The sequence below is a fragment of the Oxalicibacterium sp. genome, assembly GCF_035565035.1.
Lineage (GTDB): Bacteria > Pseudomonadota > Gammaproteobacteria > Burkholderiales > Burkholderiaceae_D > Oxalicibacterium.
In genome coordinates, this window is sequence record NZ_DATMTD010000022.1 from 1 (window position 1) to 25,350 (window position 25,350).

At 56.3% G+C, this 25,350-nt stretch carries 24 protein-coding genes; 19 read left to right on the forward strand and 5 right to left on the reverse strand.

Annotation, left to right across the window (positions count from 1 at the left end; translation table 11 throughout):
* Positions 1–60: 60 nt before the first annotated feature.
* From motA to motD, 19 genes are all read left to right on the forward strand, one after another.
* Entirely contained in the window at positions 61–921 is an 861-nt protein-coding gene (gene motA, locus VN114_RS02380; protein ID WP_325511596.1) for a flagellar motor stator protein MotA, read from the forward strand.
* A gap of 57 nt (positions 922–978) precedes the next feature.
* Positions 979–1,995, forward strand: coding sequence for a flagellar motor protein MotB (gene motB, locus VN114_RS02385; protein WP_325511598.1), 1,017 nt, complete (start codon positions 979–981; stop codon positions 1,993–1,995).
* Positions 1,996–2,037: 42 nt separating this feature from the next.
* The gene (locus VN114_RS02390; RefSeq protein WP_325511600.1) at positions 2,038–2,586 is read left to right on the forward strand and encodes a chemotaxis protein; all 549 of its coding nucleotides are present in this window, start codon (positions 2,038–2,040) and stop codon (positions 2,584–2,586) included.
* Positions 2,587–2,647: 61 nt separating this feature from the next.
* Positions 2,648–3,013 (forward strand): response regulator, encoded by a 366-nt coding sequence (locus VN114_RS02395; RefSeq protein WP_325511602.1) that lies wholly within the window; start codon positions 2,648–2,650, stop codon positions 3,011–3,013.
* Positions 3,014–3,063: 50 nt separating this feature from the next.
* Positions 3,064–5,235 carry a chemotaxis protein CheA gene (gene cheA / locus VN114_RS02400; RefSeq protein ID WP_325511604.1) on the forward strand — a complete coding sequence of 724 codons (2,172 nt, stop codon included), beginning with the start codon at positions 3,064–3,066 and terminating at the stop codon, positions 5,233–5,235.
* Positions 5,236–5,249: 14 nt separating this feature from the next.
* Positions 5,250–5,738: a chemotaxis protein CheW gene (locus VN114_RS02405; RefSeq protein ID WP_325511606.1), complete on the forward strand. Its 489-nt coding sequence runs from the start codon at positions 5,250–5,252 to the stop codon at positions 5,736–5,738.
* Between the two features lie 92 nt (positions 5,739–5,830).
* Positions 5,831–6,712, forward strand: a complete 882-nt coding sequence (locus VN114_RS02410) for a CheR family methyltransferase (protein WP_325511608.1) — start codon at positions 5,831–5,833, stop codon at positions 6,710–6,712.
* A gap of 9 nt (positions 6,713–6,721) precedes the next feature.
* The gene (gene cheD / locus VN114_RS02415; RefSeq protein ID WP_325511610.1) at positions 6,722–7,327 is read left to right on the forward strand and encodes a chemoreceptor glutamine deamidase CheD; all 606 of its coding nucleotides are present in this window, start codon (positions 6,722–6,724) and stop codon (positions 7,325–7,327) included.
* Positions 7,328–7,366: 39 nt separating this feature from the next.
* Positions 7,367–8,446 (forward strand): chemotaxis response regulator protein-glutamate methylesterase, encoded by a 1,080-nt coding sequence (locus VN114_RS02420; RefSeq protein WP_325511612.1) that lies wholly within the window; start codon positions 7,367–7,369, stop codon positions 8,444–8,446.
* A 131-nt stretch (positions 8,447–8,577) separates the two neighbouring features.
* On the forward strand, positions 8,578–8,973 hold the full coding sequence (gene cheY, locus VN114_RS02425) for a chemotaxis response regulator CheY (RefSeq protein WP_325511614.1): 396 nt from the start codon (positions 8,578–8,580) through the stop codon (positions 8,971–8,973).
* A 13-nt stretch (positions 8,974–8,986) separates the two neighbouring features.
* Positions 8,987–9,649 carry a protein phosphatase CheZ gene (gene cheZ / locus VN114_RS02430; RefSeq protein ID WP_325511616.1) on the forward strand — a complete coding sequence of 221 codons (663 nt, stop codon included), beginning with the start codon at positions 8,987–8,989 and terminating at the stop codon, positions 9,647–9,649.
* Between the two features lie 46 nt (positions 9,650–9,695).
* Entirely contained in the window at positions 9,696–10,907 is a 1,212-nt protein-coding gene (locus VN114_RS02435) for an EAL and HDOD domain-containing protein (RefSeq protein ID WP_325511618.1), read from the forward strand.
* 165 nt (positions 10,908–11,072) lie between these two features.
* Entirely contained in the window at positions 11,073–12,245 is a 1,173-nt protein-coding gene (gene flhB / locus VN114_RS02440) for a flagellar biosynthesis protein FlhB (RefSeq protein WP_325511620.1), read from the forward strand.
* Positions 12,242–14,329 (forward strand): flagellar biosynthesis protein FlhA, encoded by a 2,088-nt coding sequence (flhA, locus tag VN114_RS02445; protein WP_325511622.1) that lies wholly within the window; start codon positions 12,242–12,244, stop codon positions 14,327–14,329. The genes flhB and flhA overlap by 4 nt, the downstream gene beginning before the upstream one ends.
* Entirely contained in the window at positions 14,326–15,648 is a 1,323-nt protein-coding gene (gene flhF / locus VN114_RS02450; RefSeq protein WP_325511624.1) for a flagellar biosynthesis protein FlhF, read from the forward strand. The genes flhA and flhF overlap by 4 nt, the downstream gene beginning before the upstream one ends.
* A complete protein-coding gene (locus tag VN114_RS02455; protein ID WP_325511626.1) occupies positions 15,641–16,456 on the forward strand; it encodes an antiactivator of flagellar biosynthesis FleN protein in 816 nt (271 codons plus the stop codon). Before flhF ends, VN114_RS02455 begins: the two co-directional genes overlap by 8 nt.
* 5 nt (positions 16,457–16,461) lie before the next feature.
* Entirely contained in the window at positions 16,462–17,193 is a 732-nt protein-coding gene (locus VN114_RS02460; protein ID WP_325511628.1) for an RNA polymerase sigma factor FliA, read from the forward strand.
* The gene (locus VN114_RS02465) at positions 17,175–17,915 is read left to right on the forward strand and encodes a flagellar motor protein (protein WP_325511630.1); all 741 of its coding nucleotides are present in this window, start codon (positions 17,175–17,177) and stop codon (positions 17,913–17,915) included. Before VN114_RS02460 ends, VN114_RS02465 begins: the two co-directional genes overlap by 19 nt.
* 35 nt (positions 17,916–17,950) lie before the next feature.
* On the forward strand, positions 17,951–18,724 hold the full coding sequence (motD, locus tag VN114_RS02470; protein ID WP_325511632.1) for a flagellar motor protein MotD: 774 nt from the start codon (positions 17,951–17,953) through the stop codon (positions 18,722–18,724).
* A 59-nt stretch (positions 18,725–18,783) separates the two neighbouring features.
* On the opposite strand, the gene VN114_RS02475 is transcribed toward motD, so the two are convergent.
* The 5 genes from VN114_RS02475 to dapE form a co-directional block, all read right to left on the reverse strand.
* A complete protein-coding gene (locus tag VN114_RS02475; RefSeq protein WP_325511634.1) occupies positions 18,784–19,911 on the reverse strand; it encodes an ABC transporter substrate-binding protein in 1,128 nt (375 codons plus the stop codon).
* 241 nt (positions 19,912–20,152) lie between these two features.
* The gene (locus tag VN114_RS02480; protein ID WP_325511636.1) at positions 20,153–20,992 is read right to left on the reverse strand and encodes a Rossmann-like and DUF2520 domain-containing protein; all 840 of its coding nucleotides are present in this window, start codon (positions 20,990–20,992) and stop codon (positions 20,153–20,155) included.
* A gap of 12 nt (positions 20,993–21,004) precedes the next feature.
* Positions 21,005–22,975 (reverse strand): ATP-binding cassette domain-containing protein, encoded by a 1,971-nt coding sequence (locus VN114_RS02485; RefSeq protein WP_325511638.1) that lies wholly within the window; start codon positions 22,973–22,975, stop codon positions 21,005–21,007.
* Positions 22,976–23,198: 223 nt separating this feature from the next.
* Positions 23,199–24,092, reverse strand: coding sequence for a 50S ribosomal protein L3 N(5)-glutamine methyltransferase (gene prmB / locus VN114_RS02490; RefSeq protein ID WP_325511640.1), 894 nt, complete (start codon positions 24,090–24,092; stop codon positions 23,199–23,201).
* A 130-nt stretch (positions 24,093–24,222) separates the two neighbouring features.
* The gene (gene dapE, locus VN114_RS02495) at positions 24,223–25,350 is read right to left on the reverse strand and encodes a succinyl-diaminopimelate desuccinylase (RefSeq protein ID WP_325511642.1); all 1,128 of its coding nucleotides are present in this window, start codon (positions 25,348–25,350) and stop codon (positions 24,223–24,225) included.

Genomic DNA, 25,350 nt, shown 5'->3' on the forward strand with positions numbered 1-25,350 from the left:
CGTATTGGCAATCGTTAGGGCAATAATGGTAGCTTAAAGCTCACCAACGGGAGTTCGCGCTTGTTAGTCATCATCGGTTATGTCGTTGTTCTTGGATCTGTTTTTGGCGGTTTCGCATTGGCCGGCGGCCATTTGCATTCCCTGTTCCAGCCTGTCGAATTACTGATGATTGGTGGTGCAGCGACCGGCGCATTCTTTGTCGGCAATAACGGGAAGGCGATTAAAGCAACCCTGAAAGCGCTGCCAACGGCACTCAAGGGCTCCAAGTACAACAAGGCGTTGTACATGGAATTGATGACCTTGTTGTTTGAAATCCTGAGCAAAGTTCGCAAGGAAGGTTTGATGTCGATTGAAGGTGACGTCGAAGCTCCGGAAGAAAGTCCGATTTTCTCAAAGTATCCGGCGGTACTGGCCGACCACCATCTGACTGAATTCATGACCGACTATCTACGACTCATGGTGTCGGGCAACATGGATGCGTTCCAGATTGAAAACCTGATGGATAACGAGATTGACACCCATCACGCTGAAGGTGAAATCCCTGTGCATTGCATCGCAAAGCTCGGCGACGGTTTCCCTGCATTCGGTATCGTTGCAGCAGTGATGGGCGTAGTGCATACGATGGCATCGGTTGGTTTGCCGCCGGCTGAACTCGGCATTCTGATCGCGAATGCACTGGTAGGGACTTTCCTCGGTATTTTGCTGGCGTACGGTTTCGTGTCACCGATCTCCAGTGTGCTCGAACAAAAACTGCATGAGTCGTCGAAGATTTTTCAGTGCGTGAAGGTGACGCTGCTGGCCAGTCTGAACGGATATGCGCCTGCGCTGGCTGTCGAGTTCGGCCGCAAAGTGTTGTTTTCCACAGAGCGTCCATCGTTCAGCGAACTGGAAGAACACATCAAGCAGTCGAAATCCAAGTAATGTCGTATCTGCATTTGAATTACACAAGAAAATAAAAAGACCCGAACGGAGACTGACATGGCTGACGAAGGACTCCGTCCCATCATTATCAAACGCGTCAAGAAGTCAGGCGGCGGCCATCATGGCGGCGCCTGGAAGATTGCCTATGCCGATTTCGTGACGGCAATGATGGCGTTCTTCCTGCTGATGTGGCTGCTCGGTTCGACGACAAAGGGCAACCTGCAGGGGATTGCGGATTATTTCAGCACACCGTTGAAAGTGGCAATGGCTGGCGGTTCCGGTAGTGGTGACGCCACCAGCGTGATCAAGGGCGGCGGCAAGGACATGACCCGTATTGACGGGCAACAGAAGAAGGGAGAAGACCTGACGCCATCGAGAAATTTCAGTCTGAAAGCTGCCGAAGAAGAACTGGCCCGTGCCGAAGCAAAGCGTCTGCAAGTACTGAAGGACAAGATGGAAGAAGCGATTGCGACCATCCCGAGCCTGCAGCAATATCAAAAGCAGTTGCTGATCGATATCACGTCGGAAGGTTTGCGCATTCAGATCGTCGACGAAAAAAATCGACCGATGTTTGCGCTGGCAAGGGCGGAACTGCAGCCTTATACCAAACTGATCCTGCATGAAATTGCCAAGATGCTCAACGATGTACCGAACAAGATTAGCCTGTCCGGGCATACCGATGCGACGCCATATTCGAGCGGAGAGAAAAGCTACAGCAACTGGGAATTGTCGTCCGACCGGGCAAATGCGTCACGACGCGAACTGATTGCGGGCGGCATGGACGACACCAAGGTGCTGCGTGTGGTCGGGCTGTCGTCGGCAGTATTGTTCGATACACACGATCCATACAATCCAGTCAATCGCCGCATCAGTATCATTGTCATGAACAAGAAGACAGAAGATTCCATCACGAAAGAAAATCGTGACGTGAATGTGACCGACAGTACAGAGGCAAAGCAGGTAGTGGATGAAGCGGTAAATGTTTCCGGTGTGGCGCAACCGGGATCGGTGCCGGTTTCGGCTGCGCAAACGGCTCCGGCAGCACAAGTTCCTGCAGTACCGGCAGCAAGATAATAACAACGGAAGCAAGATCGAGACGAGCGGGCATTTCCCATCATGACAACACATAATTCTCTGGCCCCGCAGGTAAAGGAATTGCTGTCGACCCTGTCGGAACATGGGGAGCGGCACCTGAACGAGATTGAAACCGATCTGGTTCAGACCAATGTCCTGCTGACGGAAGCGATCGAAAAGTTAAGTGCGAGTTTCATGGCGATTCATGAAGCGGTTACTGCGCAACGACATATGGTGGATACGTTGCTGAACAAGCATGCCGCGTCACAGGAGGCGGTGGCCGAGTTGCGCGAGAAGTCAACGCAAATCGATCTGCATGTCAACGCCGCAGTCACAGGGCTGCAGTTTCAGGACATGACCAATCAACTGATCGGACGCACCATGCGACGGGTCGTCGGCGTTCGCGATGTACTGGAAATACTTGGTGCTGGCGCGACGGCAATTGCTGCAGATGCGAATAACGATAATATGATTCAGGCTCTCGAAAAAATCACGGCAACTCTCAAGGAAGAAAATGCCACGCTGAAAAACGAATTGTGGAAAGCAGTGCGCCAGACACACATGGAAAGCGGCGATATTGAACTCTTTTGACCTTGTGGCAGTTTGCAAGGAAATCAATCCGAAACAGAACTAGCGGGAAGCGGGAGCAAAGATGGCAAAGACAATATTGGCAGTCGACGATTCAGGATCACTCCGGCAGATGGTTGTATTCAGTCTACGGGCGGCCGGTTATCAGGTAACGGAAGCCGTCGACGGTCAGGATGGACTCGACAAGGCGAAGACGCAGGTGTTCGATCTGGTACTGACCGATCAGAACATGCCGCGCATGGACGGCTTCACGTTGATTCGCTCGTTGCGTGGCATGTCGACGTATCAGAAGGTGCCGATCCTGGTGCTGACGACCGAATCCAGCGACGAGATGAAAGCCAAGGGACGTGCGGCAGGTGCGAACGGATGGCTGGTCAAGCCGTTCGATCCGCAACGCCTGACGGAAGTGGTAAGAAAAGTCATCGGCTGACAGGCGATGACGCGACATACCATCAGGCGCACAGATAACGGAGCAGAGCGATGACCATCGACATGAGTCAGTTCTTCCAGGTGTTTTTCGACGAAACCGAAGAACTGCTGGCCGAGATGGAAAAACTGCTGCTCGAAATTAATGTGGCCGAGCCGGATCCCGAGGATCTGAATGCGGTTTTCCGCGCCGCACATTCGATCAAGGGCGGTGCCGCAACCTTCGGCATTACCGATCTGACCGAAGTGACGCATGTGCTGGAAACCTTGCTGGACAAGATTCGGCAAGGTGAGATGGCATTGACGTCGCAGCACGTTGATGCGTTTCTGTCGGCCAAGGATATTTTGAAGATGCAACTGGATGGACATCGCTTGCATACGGATGTCGACTTGGAAGCGGTCGCCAATATTCGAATGATGCTGGAGTCACTGTCGCAGGATAGCGGTGTAAAAATACCTGCGCCGAATGTTCTGATGCAGGATGCGGGCAATGGTCGGTCCGACCGCCGGTTTCGCATCGAATTACCTCAGGTCGTAGCGCGCGACGTCGAGGCGCTAGCGGCAGAGTTGGGTTTATTGGGCGAAATCAGTCGCACGGTACTGGAAGATCAGCGTTCGGTTTTCACGCTGACCACGCATGAAGGACCGGACAGTATTGTTGCCATCTGTTCGTTCATTCTTGATCCGAAAGATCTCGTCATTACCGAAGAATCGGTACCAGCTCCTTACGCGGGGCTGGATCAATCGCTTAACGAGCGTACGCGCGTTGAGGCGCAGCAGGGTTATGGTTTCTTCGAGCCACTGCATTCGGCAATTGCTGCGACGGAGCACAAGGAACAGGAAAACGCCCAAGGTTACGGATTCTTCGCACCATTTGTGCCGCGTCCCTTGCCCGATGCGGATGCAAAGGCATCGGAAGACGATGGAACGGACGAGGCAGACGTCCAGCAGGAACATGCGGCCGCAAAGAGCGCGGTGGCGGCGGGTGGCGATCGCAAGACGGCGGCCAGACGTGACGACAAGCCAAACGTCAGTGCCGAATCGTCATCGATCCGCGTGGGCATCGAAAAGGTCGACCAGTTGATCAATCTCGTCGGTGAGCTGGTGATTACGCAAGCCATGATCGAGCAGCGTACCGGTACGCTCGATCCGATGGTACATGAACGTCTGCTGGAAAGCGTATCGCAATTGACGCGTAACACACGTGATCTGCAGGAGGCGGTAATGTCGATCCGCATGATGCCGATGGATTATGTGTTCTCGCGTTTTCCGCGCATGGTGCGCGATCTGGCGGCCAAGCTTGGCAAGAAAGTCGATTTCGTCACGCATGGCGCAGCGACCGAACTGGACAAGGGCCTTATCGAACGCATCGTCGATCCATTGACGCATCTGGTACGCAACAGCATCGACCACGGCATCGAGATGCCGGAGGCGCGTATTGCTGCCGGCAAATCACAGGCAGGACAATTGTCGCTATCTGCCGCACATCAGGGCGGCAACATCATCATCGAAGTCAGCGATGACGGTGGCGGATTGAATCGCGACAGGATTCTGGCGAAGGCCAAGCAGCAGAACATGCCGGTATCGGACGATCTGTCGGATGAAGAGGTATGGCAGCTGATTTTCTCGCCGGGTTTCTCGACTGCGGAAGCCGTGACGGATGTTTCCGGTCGTGGTGTCGGCATGGACGTCGTGAAGCGAAACATCACGGCGATGGGTGGCGTAGTCGATATTCGTTCGCTGAAGGGTTTTGGCACGACGATTTCGATTTCTCTGCCGTTGACGCTGGCAATTCTCGACGGCATGTCGATACGGGTCGGCGAAGAGATCTACATACTGCCGCTCGGTTATGTGGTCGAATCGCTGCAGCCGACGCCGGAAGACGTCAAGGAAATCAGCGGGCAGGGCAAGGTGATCAAGGTGCGGGGCGATTATCTGCCGCTGATTCCCTTGTACAAGATATTCGACGTGGAGCCACGATTTACCGACCCTTCAGAAGGCATCATTGTCATTCTGGAATCGGACGGACGCAAGGCAGCGTTGTTTGTGGACGACTTGGTGGGTCAACAGCAGGTCGTAGTCAAGAATCTTGAGTCGAATTATCGTAAAGTGGCGGGTATTTCCGGAGCCACAATTCTTGGCGACGGCGGCGTATCGCTGATTATCGACGTGGCGGCATTATTGCGTTCCAGTCGTCAGTTGAGTGACGAATCCATTTATTCCTGAAGAGGAGAATCAACATGATTCACAATCAAGACAACAAGACCGGTAGCGAAACGGGCAATGAATTTCTCGCATTCACACTGGGCAAGGAAGAGTACGGCATCGACATCCTGAAGGTGCAGGAAATCCGCGGTTACGAAGCGGTCACGCGCATTGCGAATGCTCCCGAGTTCGTCAAGGGTGTGGTCAACCTGCGCGGCATCATCGTGCCCATCGTCGACATGCGCATCAAGTTCAATCTGGGCGAGCCGACCTACGATCAGTTCACCGTCGTGATCATTCTGAATATTGGCGGTCGTGTGGTCGGCATGGTGGTCGATAGCGTCTCGGACGTCATCACGCTTTCTCCGGAACAGATCAAGCCGGCACCGGAAATGGGCACTGCGCTGAATACTGATTACCTGATCGGTCTCGGCACGCTTGACGAGCGCATGCTGATCCTGGTGGATATCGACAAGCTGATGTCCAGCTCCGAAATGGGCCTGATCGAAAAGATCGCTGCCTGAGGAACAGAAGAACCGACGTTGCAGCAAGGTTGCATGAAGGGCGCAGGAAAACTGCTTGTTAATACGATGCGACCAAGAAGGGTATTGGCAATATGAAAGCGAGTGCGCAAGGCAGGCCGGATGGCGTCAAGGAGTTTGAATTCACAGCACGCGATTTTGAGCGTGTACGCGCGCTGATCTACAAGCGTGCCGGCATCGCGCTGGCAGAAAGCAAGCATGAAATGGTCTACAGCCGGTTAGCGCGTCGTCTGCGCGCGACCGGCATCGGCTCGTTTGCGACCTATCTGGACAAGCTGGAACAGGCACAGGATGGCGATGAGTGGGAGGCATTTACCAATGCGCTGACAACCAACCTGACGTCGTTCTTCCGTGAAGCGCATCACTTCCCGATCCTTGCCGAGCATCTGAAGAAAAAAGGGCGTGAGCCGGTCGAAATCTGGTGTTCGGCCGCCTCGACCGGCGAGGAACCGTATTCGATCGCGATGACAGCGTGCGAAGCCTACAACACGCTGACGCCGCCGGTACGCATCATTGCCACCGATATCGACACCAATGTCTTGAACACCGGTGCGAACGGCATCTATTCGATCGATCGTCTCGACAAGATGGAGCCGGAGCGCGCCAGGAAGTTTTTCCTGCGAGGAAAAGGCGAACGTCAGGGGCTTGTACGTGTACGCCCGGAACTACGGCAGATGATTACGTTCAAACAGGTCAACCTACTGGCAGATCATTGGGGCGTTGCAGGTCAGTTCGACGTGATTTTCTGTCGCAACGTCATGATCTATTTCGACAAGCCGACGCAGGGCAAAATCCTCGACCGTTTTGCGCCAATGATGAAAGATGACGGCCTGCTGTTTGCCGGTCATTCGGAAAACTTCCTGTACGTTTCCGATTCCTTCAAATTACGTGGCAAAACGGTGTACGAGCTGGACCATAACAAGAAAGCAGGCGGCGCATTGCCGCGTCGGACTTGAGGCCGATCCATGAATGAAATAGCCAAAGAGCATTTTGCGACGAATGTGTATTACGACCGCACCTTCGATTGCGATGCCGCCAAGATTTTGCCGGGGGAGTATTACTACACCGGCAAGGACATGCTGATCGTGACGGTGCTGGGTTCCTGCGTTTCCGCGTGTATCCGCGATCGTGTGACCGGCGTGGGCGGAATGAACCATTTCATGCTGCCGGACGGCGATGGCGACAGCCCGGTTTCAGCATCTGCGCGCTATGGCACGTATGCGATGGAAGTGCTAATCAATGACCTGTTGAAGTCCGGTGCCAAACGCGAAAATCTGGAAGCGAAAGTATTCGGCGGCGGCGCTGTCCTGCGCGGTTTCGTCGCGATGAATGTCGGCGAGCGCAATGCGCAATTCGTGCGCAAATTCCTGAAGACTGAAAATATTCGTATCGTGGCGGAAGACCTCAACGACATTCATCCGCGCAAGGTTTACTATTTTCCGCGTAGCGGCAAGGTGCTGGTCAAGAAACTGCGTCAGCTCAATAACAATACATTGGTCAATCGCGAACAGGATTACGCGAATCGCCTGCAGACGAACAATGTCGGCGGCGATGTCGAACTTTTTTCCTGATTTCGTGCATAACCTGAAACGCTTTGCCGAGGTGGCATCATGAAAATCAAGGTCCTGATCGTGGACGATTCTGCGCTGATTCGCAGCGTGATGAAGGAAATCATCAACAGTCAGCCCGATATGGAAGTGGTCGGCGTTGCGCCTGACCCGATCATTGCGCGCGATCTGATCAAGCAGACCAACCCGGACGTGCTGACGCTGGATGTCGAGATGCCGAAAATGGACGGTCTCGATTTTCTCGAAAAACTGATGCGTCTGCGTCCGATGCCGGTGGTCATGGTGTCGTCATTGACGGAACGCGGTTCGGAAATCACATTGCGCGCGCTGGAGTTGGGCGCTGTCGATTTCGTCACCAAGCCGAAAATGTCGATCCAGAGCGGCATGCTCGAATACACCGAGATGATCGCCGACAAGATTCGTGCGGCGTCAAAGGCGCGCCTCAAGTCGCATCCGGCCGTGCCACACGATGCGCAGAAGCCGGGTGGCGATGGCGTGCTGCCGGCAATCCGCAATCCACTGACCAGTAGTGAAAAGCTGATTATCATCGGCGCCTCTACTGGCGGCACCGAGGCGATCAAGGAATTCCTGATGCAGATGCCATCGGATTGCCCGGGCATTCTGATCACTCAGCACATGCCGCCGGGTTTTACAAAATCGTTTGCGCAGCGGCTGGACAATCTGTGCAAGATCAGCGTCAAGGAATCGGAGGGCAATGAGCGCGTGCTGCCCGGACACGCCTATCTGGCACCGGGCCACTCGCATCTTCAACTGATTCGCAGTGGCGCCAACTACATGACGCAACTCGACCAGGGCGAACCAGTCAACCGACATCGTCCATCCGTCGACGTGCTGTTCAATTCGGCCGCCACCTATGCCGGCAAGAACGCGGTCGGTGTGATTTTGACCGGCATGGGCAAGGACGGTGCGCTCGGCATGTTGGAAATGAAGAACGCAGGTGCTTACAATTTTGCACAGGATGAGGCATCCTGCGTAGTGTTCGGTATGCCGCGTGAAGCGATTGCTGTCGGTGCCACGCATGAGGTCGGCGCACTCAATGCATTACCCGGCATGGTGCTCGGTTATCTGGCTGCAAACAGCAGCAGAGCGCTGCGCGTATAAAAATTGCTCTACGGCATCATAATTTATAAAATTGGCCGCGTCCTCAGTGCATAATAGCGGTGTGTATGTTGTTGCAGACCATGTTCGATCTGTTCAAGATCGGGACGATTAAGGAATTAACGGAGTAATTCATGGCAGGTCCAAACACCAAATTTTTAGTTGTTGACGATTTCTCAACAATGCGTCGCATTGTTCGCAACCTGCTGAAGGAACTGGGCTATACGAATGTCGACGAGGCAGAAGACGGCGCGATGGCGCTGGCCAAGCTGAGGTCCGAGCAGTTCGATTTTGTCGTCTCCGACTGGAACATGCCGAACATGGACGGCCTGACGATGTTGCAGAACATTCGTGCCGATCCGGCACTTTCCAAACTCCCGGTGTTGATGGTGACGGCAGAGGCGAAGAAGGAAAACATTATCGCTGCCGCACAGGCCGGTGCGAACGGCTATGTGGTCAAGCCTTTTACTGCCGCGACACTCGACGAGAAGCTCGCAAAAATCTTCGAAAAACTGGCGGCCGGAGCCTGAGTTGAGCGGCGCCATGCCGGTTGAAAATGCCGCCTCGGCGGCGCTCCCGATTGCCGGCGCAAGCGCCGGCATTTCTCATGATGAAGTCCTGTCGCGCGTCGGCCACATGACGCGTGCATTGCACGACAGCCTGCGCGGCTTGGGGTTCGAGCAGCTCGCCGAACGTGCGGCACATGACATACCCGATGCACGTGATCGACTCGATTACGTCGCGCGCATGACGGAGCAGGCCGCGCAGCGCGTACTGAATGCCACCGATGCAGCCGGGCCCTTGCAAGAAAAAATTCATGATGGTGCGGACGCCATGAGTGTCGAGTGGCAGCAACTGTTGCAGGGCACATTCAATGAGCAGACCGCGCGCGAGACGGCGGCACGCACAATTTCCTATCTAAACGAAACACGGACTGCCACTGAGGAAACCCGTCAGCATTTGATGAACATCATGATGGCGCAGGATTTCCAGGATTTGACAGGGCAGGTCATCAAGAAAGTCACCGAACTGGCGCACGGACTGGAGCAGCAGTTGCTGCAATTGCTCGTCGATTACGCGCCACCAGAGAAAAAGCGGGAAGTCGATACCGGCCTGCTGAATGGTCCGCAGATCAATCCGCTTGGCCAGGATGTTGTTGCCAGTCAGGAGCAGGTTGACGATTTGCTCGACAGTCTGGGATTCTGAGGCAGACAAACACGCGGGTTCAATTCCATTCTTTCAGGTTCTTCCCATGTCCGATACAAGATTCATCGTTCGAGAGCCGTTGCTCAATCCATCCAAACAGATCGCCGGTTATGAATTGTCATGGCATGACAACGATGCCGATGGCGGCATGGCTGGTGACGACGAGCTGCTGGAGTTGCTGGCTTTCGCCGGTAGCCAGTTGCAGGGCGAGGATGCGGGAAGCCTGTTTGACGGCGTACTGTTTTTCGAAGCTACGCCAGCCGTGATCGCCGCGGATGCCGTCAAGGCATTGCCGCCGAAAAGCACGGTGTTGCGTCTTGCGGCAGCAGATCTATCCGACGCCGATACGATGATGCGTGCACAGGAGTTGCGCCAGCTGGGCTACGGCATCTCGTTGTGCAATGCGGAAGAACTGCCGTTCGGCAGCCCGCTGTTGTCGGTAGCGAATTACATCGAGGGGCAGTTCGGCAAGGAAGATGCGCATGCGCAGATTGCGGCGCGTACTGATCTGAAGGCAGCGGGCGTCAAGCTGGTCGCACGCAAGCTCGCCGACTGGCATGAATATGAACGATGTGTCGCATCCGGCATGCATGTGTTCATTGGCAACCTGTACATGACGCCACGTCCGATGCAGGAACGGAAAGAATTGAATTCCGCGCAAGTCATCATTGTCCAGTTGATGGAAATGGTGCGGCAGAATGCCGACGTGCGCCAGCTGGAAGACGTCATGAAGCGGGATGCGGGTCTGTCGTACAAGCTGTTCCGTTATATCAATAACGCCGGCTTCGGGCTCGGTGCGGAAATCCAGTCGCTGCGTCACGCCGTCACGATGCTCGGCTATTCGCCCCTGTATCGCTGGTTGGCGTTGTTGCTGGCGACGGCCAGCACAAACAGTCACGGCGCGGTATTGATGCAGACTGCGATCGTGCGCGGACGGTTTGCGGAACTTGCCGGACATGGAATTCTGCCGAAAAATGAGGCCGAAAACCTGTTTGTGGTCGGTATGTTCTCACTGCTCGACCGTCTGCTGGGTTTGCCGATGGCCGAAGTGTTGGGAAAAATTCATCTGTCTGACGCTGTTTCGCAAGCCTTGCTGACGCGAGACGGCATGTACGGCCCCTTCCTGGCGCTGGCGGAAGCATGCGAAATCGGCAACGGTGATATCGGTGCTTTGGCGGATTCGCTGTTCATCAGCGCACGTCGCGTCAACGAGGCGCATCTGGAGGCGCTGGCCTGGGCCCAGAACATCAAGCTGTAACCCGTCCTGTTTTTCCCTGTATGGACTGCCCGTTTCAGATTGTTAAAAGCGGGTAGTTTCCCACCTTATTCTCCCGATGGCGGCGCTGCTTTCTGACCAATAATTCACTCCATTGGTCCGTATGGCGTCATGTTGTCGCCTGCCGGACCGACTCAGGAGTCGGCCTTGGCTGAAGAAAGTGATCTCGAAAAGACTGAACCCGCGTCACCGCGCAAGCTGGAACAGGCGCGGGAAGAGGGCGACGTCCCCCGTTCGCGGGAGTTGGCGACCTGCACGCTGCTGCTGGGCGCCGGTTTCGCTTTCTGGTTCACCGGCGGCCGCATGATCAAGGAACTGAACGTCATGCTGTCGTCCGGCCTGTCGTTCGATCGCGAAATGGCATTCGACATGGAGCTGCTGCTGGCACGTTCGGCCGCGCATGTTGGCGATCTACTCATCGCTTTTGCCCCTGCAGCCCTGGTGCTGATCGTTGTCTCGCTGGCATCGCCGATGCTGATCGGCGGCTGGCTGTTCACTGCAAAATCGCTGCAACCGAATTTTGGCCGGATGAATCCGATCAAGGGTCTGGGCAACATGTTTTCCGTCCGGGCGTTGGTGGAGCTGCTGAAGGCTGTCGGCAAGACAATTCTGGTTGGCTGGATCGCATGGCTGGTCATTCGCCACGAACTCGACGACGTCATGGCGCTGAGCGTGCAGCCACTGGAGAGCGGTGCTGCACATCTGGGCCATCTGCTGCTGCTCAGCTTCATGTTCATCGTCAGCGGCTTGATCATCATTGCGGCGATCGATGCGCCGTATCAGATGTGGCAGCACGCCAAGAAACTGATGATGTCGCGTCAGGACCTGAAGCAGGAAATGAAGGAATCGGACGGCAATCCGGAAATCAAGGCCAAGATTCGCCAGCAGCAACGCGAAATGGCGCGCCGTCGCATGATGTCCGAGGTGCCGACTGCGGACGTGATCGTCACCAACCCGACCCACTACGCGGTCGCACTCAAGTATTCGGAAACAGGCATGCGCGCTCCACGCGTGGTTGCCAAAGGTGCGGACGAAGTCGCCGCCAAGATTCGTGAAATCGGTGAAGAAAACAATGTCGTGATGCTGGAAGCGCCGCCGCTTGCACGTGCCCTGTTCCGTCATGCAGAACTCGGCGATGAAATTCCGGAAGCGCTGTACATCGCAGTGGCCGAAGTGCTGGCCTATGTGTTCCAGTTGCGCGCTTTCTCCAAGCATGGCGGCATGCGTCCGGCAAAGCCGAGCGATCTGGACGTGCCACCGGAACTCGATCCTCTTAACCCTTCTGCAGATGACGCGGATACGAATGGCCTGCCACAATGAATAGTCTGAGAATGCCAGCCTGGCTGTCAGGTACGAACTCGAAAGCGATCGCTGCGCCGATCCTCATCATCATGATGCTGTCGATGATGGTGTTGCCGTTGCCGGCGATCGTGCTCGACATGTTCTTCAGCTTCAATATCGCGCTGTCGATCATCGTGCTGTTGACGGCGCTCTACACGATCAAGCCGCTGGATTTCATGGTGTTCCCGACCGTGCTTCTGGTCAGCACAATGTTGCGCCTGTCGCTGAACGTCGCTTCCACGCGCGTGGTGTTGACCGAAGGTCACAATGGTCCCGACGCAGCCGGCAAGGTGATCGAGGCATTCGGTCACTTCCTGATCGGCGGTAATTACACGGTCGGTATCGTCGTCTTCGTCATCCTGACGATCATCAACTTCACTGTCGTGACGAAGGGTGCGGGCCGTATTGCCGAAGTCGGCGCACGTTTCGCACTGGATGCAATGCCGGGCAAGCAGATGGCGATCGACGCCGATCTGAATGCCGGTTTGATCGGAGAACAGGAAGCACGCCTGCGTCGCACGCAGGTCGCACAAGAGGCCGAATTCTACGGCGCGATGGACGGTGCCAGTAAATACGTCCGCGGGGATGCCATTGCCGGCATCATCGTCACCGTCATCAATGTCATCGGCGGTCTGGTGGTCGGCATGATCCAGCACGATATGGCTTTCGGCGATGCGCTGGAAAACTATACATTGCTGGCAATCGGTGACGGCCTGGTCGCGCAGATTCCGTCGCTGATCATTTCCACTGCGGCCGGTATCATCGTGTCGCGTGTGGCGAGCGAGCAGGATATCGGTGGTCAGTTGTTCGGTCAGTTGTTCGCCAAACCGCAAGTGCTGTACATCACCGCCGCCATTATCGGCGGCATGGGTCTGATTCCGGGCATGCCACACATTGCATTCCTGTTCCTCGCAGGCGTACTTGGCGGAGCAGGCTACATGCTGTCGCAGCGCCTGAATAAAACGCCGGAAATGGAACCGGAAATTACCGCTCCGCCCGAAGCCGCACCGGAAGTCGAAGAGGCGACCTGGAAAGACATCGTACAAGTCGATACGCTGGGACTGGAAGTCGGCTATCGGCTGATTCCGCTGGTCGACAAGACGCAAAACGGCGAGTTGCTGCGTCGTATCAAGGGCATCCGCAAGAAGTTCGCGCAGGAAGTCGGTTTCCTGTCGCCGTCCGTGCACATTCGCGACAATCTCGAATTGAAGCCGTCCGCCTATCGCATCACGCTGAAAGGCGTGGAAGTCGGTAGCGGCGAAGCGCTTGCAGGCCAGTTCCTCGCCATCAATCCGGGTATGGTCAGCGGCACGTTGCCGGGACCGACCACCAGCGATCCGGCATTCGGCCTTCCTGCAACGTGGATCGACTCAACCATGCGTGAGCAGGCGCAGGGAATGGGCTACACGGTCGTCGATGCCGGTACGGTCGTTGCGACACATCTGAATCACCTGATCACCACACATGCGGCCGAACTGCTCGGTCGTCAGGAAGTCCAGCAGTTGCTCGATCACCTGACGAAAGAGTCGCCGAAGCTGGTCGAAGATCTGGTGCCGAAACTGGTGCCGTTGTCGACCCTGCAAAAGGTATTGCAGAACCTGCTGGCCGAAGGTGTTCATATTCGCGACATGCACACCATTATCGAGACGATGACCGAACACGCCGCCTACACGCAGGACGTCAACGAACTGACCGCGCTGGTGCGCGTGGCGCTGGGTCGCGCCATCGTTCAGCAGTTGTTCCCATCGACCAACGAGCTGTCTGTCATGACGCTGGACAGTCGCCTTGAACGCTTGTTGACGCAGGCGCTGCAATCGAGTGGTCCGGAAGGTTCCGGTATCGAACCCGGACTGGCCGACACGATTGCGGCTCAGGCCGAAGCGGCGACACGCCAGCAGGAAAAAATGGGATTGACGCCGGTACTGCTGGTGCCGGCGCAACTAAGAACACTGCTGGCGCGCTTCCTGCGCCGCGCATTGCCGGAATTGAAAGTGCTGTCGCACGCAGAAGTGCCGGATTCAAAAACGATCAGAGTAACTAGCTTAGTCGGAGGACAGGTATGAACGTCAGAAAATTTACCGCAAGTACGTCGAGAGAAGCGTGGCGCATGGTGCGCGAAGCACTTGGTCCGGATGCGGTCATCCTCTCCAACCGCACCGTGGATGGCGGTGTCGAAATTCTGGCGCTCGCTGGTGAGGACATGGCCTCGCTGGCAGAACCGGTTGTCGAAAGACCGGCCATTTCGGCACAAACATTGTCCGTGCTGGCACCGAAAAAGACAGAACGCAAAACGGCAACTGCGGAAGCTCCGGCATTGTCATTCAATGCACAGTCTGCGGTCATTGCTCCGCAGATTGCAGTTAATCCGCCTGTCGTTGCACCGGTTGCGGTGCCAGATGTCAATCGCGATGAATTGAACAATCTGATGAGCGAAATCCGTTCGATGCGCGGCATGCTGGAAGTACAACTGGCCGAACTCGCATGGAGTGGCGATCAGCAAAAACGCGAACCTGCCAAATCGAGTGTCCTGCGCGAAATGCTGGCAGCAGGTTTCAGCGCCAGTCTCGCACGCTACATGATCGAGCGGATGCCGGCCGGCGCAACACACCAAGGCGGCATGGACTGGATCAAATCGGTCTTGACGCGCAATCTGGCGACCATCGGCAATGAAAACGAGATTCTCGAAAAAGGCGGCGTCTACGCACTGGTCGGCCCGACCGGTGTCGGCAAGACCACGACGACAGCCAAACTGGCAGCACGCTGCGTGATGCGTCACGGTCCAGGCAAGCTCGCGTTGATCACGACCGATGGTTATCGTATCGGCGGTTACGAACAACTGCGTATCTACGGCAAAATCCTTGGCGTCATGGTGCATTCGGTCCGTGATGAAGCGGACCTGCGCATCGCGCTCGACGAATTGAAAGGCAAGCACACCGTATTGATCGATACGGTTGGCGTCAGCCAGCGCGACAAGATGGTCGCCGAGCAGATCGCCATGCTGTCGGCTGCGGGCAGCCAGGTGAAACGCCTGCTGTGCCTGAACGCCACCTCGACCGGTGAAACATTGAACGAAGTCGCACGCTCCTATATGGGCGATGGCCTTGCCGGCTGCATATTGACCAAACTGGATGAAGCTGCAACCATTGGCAGTGCACTGGATGTCACCATTCGGCAGAAATTGAACTTATACTACGTAGCCAATGGACAACGTGTACCGGAAGATCTGCATGTCGCCAATCAGCAGTATCTGATTGACCGTGCATTCAAACTGAAGCGCGAGACGGCGCCGTTCCAGTTCAACGATGCGGAAATTCCGCTGGTGATGGCAAATACGGCACGGGCAATGAAGGATAAAAGTTTGCGTGAGGTGATTCTTGGCTAGTTTCGAATGTGATCAGGCCGAAGGTTTGCGGCGGATGCTCGCCGGACCGAAACCGCGCATTTTCACGTTTCTGTCCGCCACATCGGTTGCGGAAAAAAGCACGATGCTGGTCAACCTCGGTGCATCCCTTGCCGCTGGTGGCAGCGATGTCGTGCTGCTGGACGCCTGCGCGTCGCAGGATGGGATCGCGCGCCGCATGGGAGCGGAACCGCAGGCGACGCTGCTCGATGTCGCACGTCAACAGCGGGCATTCGATCAGGTTGTGCAATCGATGCCGCAGGGATTCGGACTTGTTTCGCTGACCGGAGGATCATTGTATGCGGCGACACATGATGCCGATCAATTGCGTCGTCTCACAAATACCTTTGGCGTACTGGCATCGCAAACCGACGTTCTGATCGTCGATGCCGAACTGGATGAGAATGACGCTCTGCCGATCGCCGCGATGGCAAGCGGCGACATCGTTGTGCAGGTATCGCCCGCAGCTGCCTCCATCAAGGAAGCCTATTCGCTGATCAAGCGGCTCAATGCGCAAGTGGGACGCCGTCCTTTCGGCATTCTCGTGACTGGCGCCGATGAGCGCGAGGCGGAAATTGTCTATCAAAACATGGCGCAGGCCGCGAGCCGCTATCTCGCCGTACAACTCTTTTCCATCGGTTCGGTACCGACCGACGATCAGGTAACACGAGCAGCGCGCCTTGGTCGGGCGGTGATCGATGCCTTCCCCATGGCGGGCGCTTCGGTCGCATTCCGGCGTCTGGCGGAACGATTTGCCTTGCCTGTGCAGGGCGTCGGCTTCGGAGCCTGATTCATATGTACACAGCTGCCGGAAAATCGGACAAGGACTATCTGCTCGGCGAGCATGCACCACTCGTCAAGAAGCTGGCGCACCAGATGAAAGCAAAATTGCCGCCGAGTGTCGAGGTCGATGATCTGATTCAGGCCGGCATGATCGGTCTGCTCGATGCCGTCAATCGTTACGAAGAAACGCACGGCGCGCAATTCGAAACCTATGCAGTGCAGCGCATACGCGGTGCCATGCTCGACGAACTGCGCAGCAGCGACTGGATGCCGCGCAGCATGCGGCAGAACATGCGCAAGATCGAGGTCGCCATGAACACGTTGCAACAGCAACTGGGACGCGCACCGAATGAAAGCGAAGTCGCACGCCAGCTCAAGCTGTCGCTGGCGGAATATCAGGACCTGCTGAGCGATGGCGGCGGCCATCAACTGGTGTACTACGAGGATTTTCACGATAGCGAAGACAACGAGCATTTTCTCGATCGCTATTGCACGGATGCGTCGCCTGATCCGTTGCAGAATCTGATGAACACGGGTTTTCGGTCAGCAGTCATTTCTGCCATCGAAGCCTTGCCCGAGCGGGAAAAAATCCTGATGGGCCTGTACTACGAGCAGGAAATGAACCTGAAGGAAATCGGCGCCATCATGGGCGTCACCGAGTCACGCGTATCACAACTACATAGCCAGGCGATTGCCCGGATGCGTGCAAATCTAAGGGAGAAGGCGTGGACTGGGGTAGCTTAATTGGTATCGTTCTCGCTCTCGGCGGCATTCTCGTCGGGCAGTTGCTGGAAGGCGGCAAGCTTGGTTCCCTGATCCAGCCTGCGGCCTTCATCATTGTTTTCGTCGGGACGATTGGTGCCGTGTTGTTGCAGAGTGGCTGGCGCAATTTTTCCCAGGGCGTGAAAATGGCCGGTCTGGTCTTCCGGCCGAAGCATGACGATTATGCTGATCTGATTCGTGACATTACCAGCTGGAGCGTGATTGCGCGGCGCGAAGGCTTGCTCAGTCTGGAGCGCGTTATCAAGGACGTCGACGACAGTTTTATCGAACACGGCCTGCGTCTGATTGTCGATGGCGTCGAGCCGAAAAAGCTGCGCGAAGTGCTGGACATGGAAATTTCCGCCTACGAAACGAAGCAGCGTCTCGCGATCAAGATTTGGGAAGCCGCTGGCGGCTATGCGCCGACCATCGGCATCCTGGGCGCGGTACTGGGCCTGATTCATGTGATGGAAAATCTGTCGGATCCGAGTCGTCTCGGTAGCGGCATTGCCGTTGCCTTCGTCGCGACGATCTATGGCGTCGGTTTTGCCAATCTGGTTTTCCTGCCGATCTCCAGCAAACTCAAGGCACTGGTCAGTCGCGATATCTTCAAGCGTGAAATGCTGGCCGATGCCTTTTCCGGCATTGCATCCGGCGACAATCCTCGCTTGATCGAAGAGCGGATGAACATTTATCTGACGTAACGGCACAGCCGTTCATCGTCCGACCGGACCTCTCCATGGCACGCAAAAAACACGAAGAAGAACACGAAAACCATGAGCGGTGGCTGGTGTCCTACGCCGATTTCATCACGCTGCTGTTCGCCTTCTTTGTCGTCATGTACGCCATCTCGTCGGTCAACGAGGGCAAGTACCGTATTCTCTCCAACTCTCTCGGTGTCGCCTTTAGCGGTTTGAAGCCGCAAGCGCCGGCGATGAAGGATCCGGTCGATGCGACGCACTCGATCATCCCGCTACCGACGGCGGCACCTTCACGCGCAGCAGACGCTGCAGTCAAGAAGGAGCGGGCGCAGATGACGAACATCGCACGCGAATTGCTGAAGGCGATGGCGCCATTGATCAGCCAAGGGAAGGTGCGCGTGACGCAAACCAACCGCGGCGTCAGCGTCGAGATCAACGCGAGCGTGCTGTTTGCGCCGGGTGAAGCAAAGCTGAGCGAACAGTCGGAGACCGCATTGCGTGCCGTCGCAAAAGTGCTGACCAAGGTAGGCAACGATATTCAGGTGGAAGGGCACACCGACAATGTGCCGATCAATACCGCCATGTTTCCATCCAACTGGGAACTCTCTGCCGTCCGCGCCAGCAGCGTGGTACGACTGTTTCTTGATAGCGGCATCGACGAAAAGCGGTTGGTCGCGATGGGACATGCGGCGAACCAGCCGGTGGCTTCCAACGACACGCCGGAAGGCCGTTTGCGCAATCGCCGCGTGCAACTGATGATCCTGTCCGGATTACCGGAAACGGTGACAGAAGTGCCGGTCCTGCCGGACTGATCGCTGGTAGCGAATGAATTGCAGATTCGGGATCGTTGAAATATCGATCCTTCATCTTGTCAGTGCCGGAACTTTCCGTTTTTCGAAATGATCGTGAGATCCACGTAATCCGAACCGGCGTGCTGACGTGGACCGAAGCGCACGACAAAGCCGCCGGCATCATAAGCCGACATCGATTCCACCGCCTTGATGAATCCATCACGTGTCAGGTTTGGTCCTGCGCGACGCAAGCCTTCCACCAGCACCTTCGCTGCGACAAAACCTTCCAGGCTGACGTAGCCTTCGCTTTCGCCCGGTTTGACGAAGAGGTGCTTGTATTCCTTGACGACCGGGTTCACGTCGTCCCACGGTGCGACCATCACCTGGGATATCTGCACGCCGACGCCGTCAGGTCCGAGCTCACGTGCCAGTGCCTGACTGCCGACGAATGAAATATTCCAGAATAATGGTTGTACACCTTGCGCTTTCATCGCCTTGATGAAGGCTGCGCATGATGTGTAGGCGGAGATCATCACGACCGCCTGCGCGTCGCTTTGCCGGATCTTGTTGACCGCATCGGCCACATCGGTGCTGTTACGTTCCACGGTGCCCATGCCGACCACTTCCAGATTGCGGTTCTTGAGTGCGCGCATGACGCCATCGAGTCCCGTCTTGCCATACGCATCGTTCTGGTAAAACACGGCGATACGCTTGAACGAGAGTGTCGTCAGATGCTGGATGATCTTTTCCGTTTCCTCGAAATAGCTGGCGCGGATGTGGAAGATGTTGCGGTTGAACGGTTCGCGCAGCGACTGTGCGCCGGTGAATGGGGCGAAAAATGGAATTTGCGCCTGCGACACGGCGGGCAGCGAGGCATTGGAAGTCGGCGTGCCGACATAGCCGAACAAGGCAAACGCACGATCCTGTTCGATCAGCTGCTTGGTATTCGCCGCAGCACGTTCGGCCTCGTAGCTGTCGTCCAGCGTCTTCAGCACAATCTTTCTGCCATAGACACCGCCTTGCGCATTGATGGCGTCGAAGTACGCTCGCGCACCGTCACGCATGCCTTCACCCAGCTCCTTGGCGGCACCGCTCAGTGCTGCCGACTGACCAAGGATAATGGTGGTGGGAGTAACGCCGGTTTCGGCACGACAGACCAGATTGATACAAAGAAGCGAGACGACTGCAATTGCTTGACGAGCGTGCATATCAGGACCCTTCATTCACCAACGGTTTGGCAGATCGCGCAGCCAGGCTAGAGTGTGGCGGCTGTCGGAATGGCGGTGTTGCTATGCAGAAATTAAACTACCGGCATGGCCAATGCAATTGAATTTTTATGACGATGGGATGACGACAGTGAATACAGCGGTCAAACCATGACAAATTGATCACGAAGATGCGGATAACCGCTCTGAAAACACGCCCTGAACGGGACATCTTGCCAACAAATTAACTGGCGCGCCGTTTATCGCGTCGATGTGCCAGCTTGCGCGTCAATTTGCCGAGTTGCCGGTAAAGATTGCCGTACCCGCGATGCCATTTCCTGACGGCCCTGTATTGTCGGACCACCGTCCCGACATCACCTCGCGAGACGGGGCCCGTCAACGCTTGTTCCGGTCCTGACTGCAAGACATTCTCGGCGGTTTCGCGTACCAGCGTTGCCATGATTTTCAGTGCGTCATCACGTGACATGCCGGCTTCGACGTAGGTTTGTACAGCTGTGTCCAGCAGTGTGACCATGTAGTTGGATGCGAAAACTGCGCCCGCGTGATAGAGGGTTTTCTTCTGGCGATCGATGTGCACGAAATGTGCACCGACGGCGGTGAAGAGTGGATTCAGTAAATCGATGGCGCGCTGGTCGCCTTCAACGCCGCAATAGGTGCCGGCAAATGCGCGCACGACTTTTTCAGGCTGTGCAAAGCTGCGGATTGGATGAACGGAAGCGATCGCAGCGCCTGCGTGTTGGGCCTGTTCCAGAATAGAGGAGGGTGACGCGCCGCTACAGTGAAAGACGATGCTGTTTTTCGTCAGGCAACCCGACGCGGCAAGTGCAGCACTGCACGCTGCAATCTGATCGTCAGGCGGTGCAATCAGCACGAAGTCGGCCGGACGCAAATCGTCGAAACCGGCGACAACGCGACCGGCACCGATGAACTGCACCGCAGATCTGGCGCTTTCGACCGATCGGTTCAACACGTCTCCGATTGCGAACGTATCGTTCAAATGCCATAACCTTGCCAGCGTCTGGCCGACTTTGCCGCATCCGATGATGGTGAGCGTTCTGGTCATGGCGAGGTGTGGTCAGGCGCTGGCTTGTTCCAGCTCTTCCTGCAACTGCAACCACTGAGCTTCCATTTCCGCTACTTCCTTCGTGTAGAAAGTCTGGTCTGCGAGTAACTGTTTCAACTCTTTCTTCTTCGACGCGTCGTAGATGAGCGGATCGGCCAGTTTTTCATCGACAGATGCTTTTTGCGCCTGACGTTTGGCGAGTTGCTCTTCGAGTTTTTTCAGCTTGGCTTCGATCGGTTTGCGTTTCGCAGCCAGTTTTTGGCGTTCTTCGGCTTCCTGCTTTTTCTGTTCTTTTTTGTCGACTTGCGCGGAGGTGGTTTTGGACGGCGCAACGGCGCTCGCCGATTTCTCTGCAACCGGTGGCAACGCCGCATCTGTGCCGGCGTTCTTCGCAGCGAGTTTGGTCTTGAACAGCCAATCCTTGTAGTCGTCCAGATCGCCGTCGAACGGCTGCAGCTTGCCGTCGGCAACGATGATGAACTGATCGGTAGTGGCACGCAGCAGATGGCGATCATGCGAGACGACGACCAGCGTGCCTTCGAACTGTGCCAGCGCCATCGTCAACGCTTCGCGCGTTTCCAGATCCAGATGGTTGGTCGGTTCATCGAGCAGCAGCAGGTTGGGGCGTTGCCACACGATCAGCGCCAGCGCAAGACGCGCTTTTTCACCACCGGAAAACGGTGCGATCTTGCTGGTGACCATCGTGCCGTTGAAGTTGAAGCTGCCGAGGAAGTTGCGCAGTTCCTGTTCACGTACGGTCGGTGCGATGTGCGCCAGATGCCACAGCGGTGATTCTTCGTGGCGCAGCATTTCGACCTGATGCTGCGCGAAGTAGCCGATTGCGAGACCTTTGCCGAGTTGCGATGAACCGTTCAACGGATCGAGCTCGCCGGCGATGGTCTTGATCAGCGTCGATTTACCCGCACCGTTGACACCCAGCAGGCCGATGCGCTGACCGATCTGCAGCGAGAAATTGATGCCGGAGACGATTTTCTTTTCGGTGATCGAATAGTCTTTTTCATTCTCGATGCGGTAACCAGCGTCCACGTCTTCCATTACCAATAATGGATTCGGCGCATTGGCCGGTTCGCGGAACTCGAACGAGAATTCGGCAGCGGCACGCAATGGAGCCAGTTCTTCCATCTTGGACAAGGCTTTCATCCGGCTTTGTGCCTGACGTGCCTTGCTGGCTTGCGCCTTGAAGCGGTTGATGAACGATTCCAGATGCGCGCGCTGACGGGTTTGTTTTTCCAGCGCACTTTGCGCCAGGATCATTTGCGCGGCACGCTGACGTTCGAAACCGGAGTAGTTGCCGGAATACCGTTTCAGTTTGCGCTCGTCGATATGCACGATCACGTTGACGACGCCGTCGAGGAAATCGCGATCATGTGAAATGACAAGCAGCGTGCCGGCATAGCGCTTCAGCCAGTCTTCCAGCCAGATGATCGCGTCCAGATCCAGATGGTTGGTCGGTTCATCGAGCAGCAGCAGGTCGGAAGGGCACATCAGTGCCTGCGCCAGGTTCAAACGCATGCGCCAGCCGCCGGAAAAACTTGCAACCGGTTGATCCATCTGCGCCATCGTGAAGCCGAGGCCGATCAGCAATTGTTCCGCGCGCGGACGCACGGTATAGGCATCGGCATCGGCCAGCGCGCTGTACAGTTCGCCGATCAGCGTGCCGTTGTCGGCAGTGTCCGGTTCGCTTTCGAGAAAGGCGAGTTCTTCTTCCAGGCGACGCAGCGTCACGTCACCATCGATCGCATAGTCGATGGCTGAACGTTCCAGCGGCGGGGTTTCCTGCGCGACGTAAGCGACGCGCCATTTGGACGGGAAATCGATCGTGCCCTGATCCGCATGCAGTTCGCCGCGCAGCATGCCGAACAGACTGGATTTGCCGGCGCCATTGGCACCGATCAAGCCGATCTTGTCGCCCGGGTTGAGTGTGACATCGACATTGTCGAGCAGCGGCTTGATGCCGCGCATGAGGGAAACTTGCTGAAAACGGATCATGGGAGTGTTCGGCGGGCGACGATCGGTTGCCGTCCGCGTGCTTCTTTATTCAATGAGTTAAAAATGGCTGCAATATCTGCAGTCCGAAAACGAGGTAATACGGTTGTCGTCCGTCGCGAATGCCTCTTGTCTATGCATTCAGCGCCGCCGAATGATGTGCTGTGTGCGTGATTTTATAGAACCAACCGCAAGCAAATCAGCGCAGTTGATCGGCAGTAATCAGGAACACCATATCGTCGCCGGCGCTGGTCGTCAGCCAAGTCAGGTCGATATCGGGAAATGCGGCTTCTGCATAGGCACGTTCGTTGCCGATTTCAACCATCAGCAAACCTTTTGGTGTCAGGCGCTTGGCGGCACCTGCGACGATCTTGCGCACCAGATCCATGCCGTCGTCGCCACCTGCCAATGCGATCTGTGGCTCGCGAAGATATTCCGGTGGCAGTTTTTTCATGGATGCCGAATTGACATACGGCGGGTTGGTGATGATCAGGTCGTATTTGTTTTCCGGCACGTTCTCGTACAGGTCGGACTCGATCAACGTGATCCGGTCATTCAGATCGTAATCGTCGACATTGCGTTTCGCCACGGCGAGCGCATTTGATGAAATATCGACCGCATCGATCTGTGCGTTCGGAAAAGCGTCGGCCAGCATGATCGGCAGGCAGCCTGAACCGGTACACAGTTCGAGGATGTTGGTGACTGTTTCCGGGTTGTTGATCCACGGCGAGAACTGGTCGGGAATCAGTTCCGCGATGAACGAGCGCGGCACGATCACTCGTTCGTCAACGTAGAAACGATAACCGCCGAGCCAGCCTTCATGCGTGATGTAAGCAGCAGGAATGCGCTGCACCGCGCGGCGATCGATGACTTTCAGCACGGCGTCGACTTCGTCCTGCAGCAGTCTGGCGTCGAAGAATGGCTCCAGCTTGTCCAGCGGCAGCTTCAGCGTGTGCAGGATCAGATACGCGGCCTCATCCAGCGCATTGGCGCTACCGTGACCGAAAAACAGTTTCTCGGTATTGAAGAGCGTGACCGCGTAGCGCAGCAGGTCGCGGATGGTGGAGAAATCGTTTGGCGTGGTAATCGGCATGGCGTGACAGTCAAGAGAGCGGACATTCGGGGGAAATGTCCGTGCGCGCAGTACAGTGTGCTGTGCGAGATTCGATAGATGATTCGATAAAGCTGCGACCAGCGACATATTGCGCCGGTCGCTGGTGCGGTTACAACAGCAGGTTTTCCATCGTCTTGCGATAGATGTTCTTCAGTGGATCGATAAAGCGTACTTCGATGTGTTCGTCGATCTTGTGGATGCTGCCGTTCGGTGGTCCGAATTCGACAACCTGTGGGCAAATCTGTGCAATAAAGCGGCCATCCGACGTGCCGCCGGTGGTCGACAGTTCGGTCGTCACGCCGGTTTCGTTCTGAATTGCGTTGCCGATCGCATCGCTCAAGGTGCCTTTCGGCGTCAGGAATGGATAACCGCTGATCGACCACTTCAGGTCGTATTCCAGGCCATGCTTGTCGAGGATCGCGTGTACACGTTGTTGCAGCCCTTCGACCGTGCTGGCGGTGCAGAATCGAAAATTGAAGTCGATCACGACATCGCCCGGAATCACGTTCGATGCCCCGGCGCCGCCGTGAATGTTCGACACTTGCCAGGACGTCGGCAGATAGTATTCGTTGCCGTCGTCCCATTTTTCCGCGACCAGTTCGGCCAGTGCCGGTGCGCACTGATGAATCGGATTGCGCGCCAGTTGCGGATAGGCGATGTGGCCTTGCACGCCTTTGACGATCAACTTGCCGGACATGCTGCCACGGCGACCGTTCTTGATCATGTCGCCGAGCACATTGGCGGATGTCGGTTCGCCGACGATGCAATAGTCGAGTTGCTCGCCACGTGCTTTCAGCGCATTGCAGACGATGACGGTGCCATCGGTTGCCGGACCTTCTTCGTCGCTGGTGATCAGAAATCCGATCGAGCCTTTGTGATCCGGATGCGCCTGCACGAATTCTTCTGCGGCGACGACCATCGCGGCAATTGACGTCTTCATGTCGGCCGCGCCGCGACCGTACAGTTTGCCGTCGCGTTGCGTCGGCTGGAACGGCGGCGACGTCCATTGGTCGAGCGGGCCGGTCGGCACGACATCGGTGTGACCGGCAAAAACCAACAGCGGTTGCGCTGATCCCTTGCGTGCCCACAGATTGGTCACGCCGCCAGATGCGATGGTTTCGCAGGTAAATCCGAGCGGTTCCAGCAGGTCGATCAGGCGCGCCTGACAACCGTTGTCCAGCGGTGTGACGGAGGAGAGGGCGATCAGTTCTTCGGTCAGTGCGAGCGTCTTGCTCAT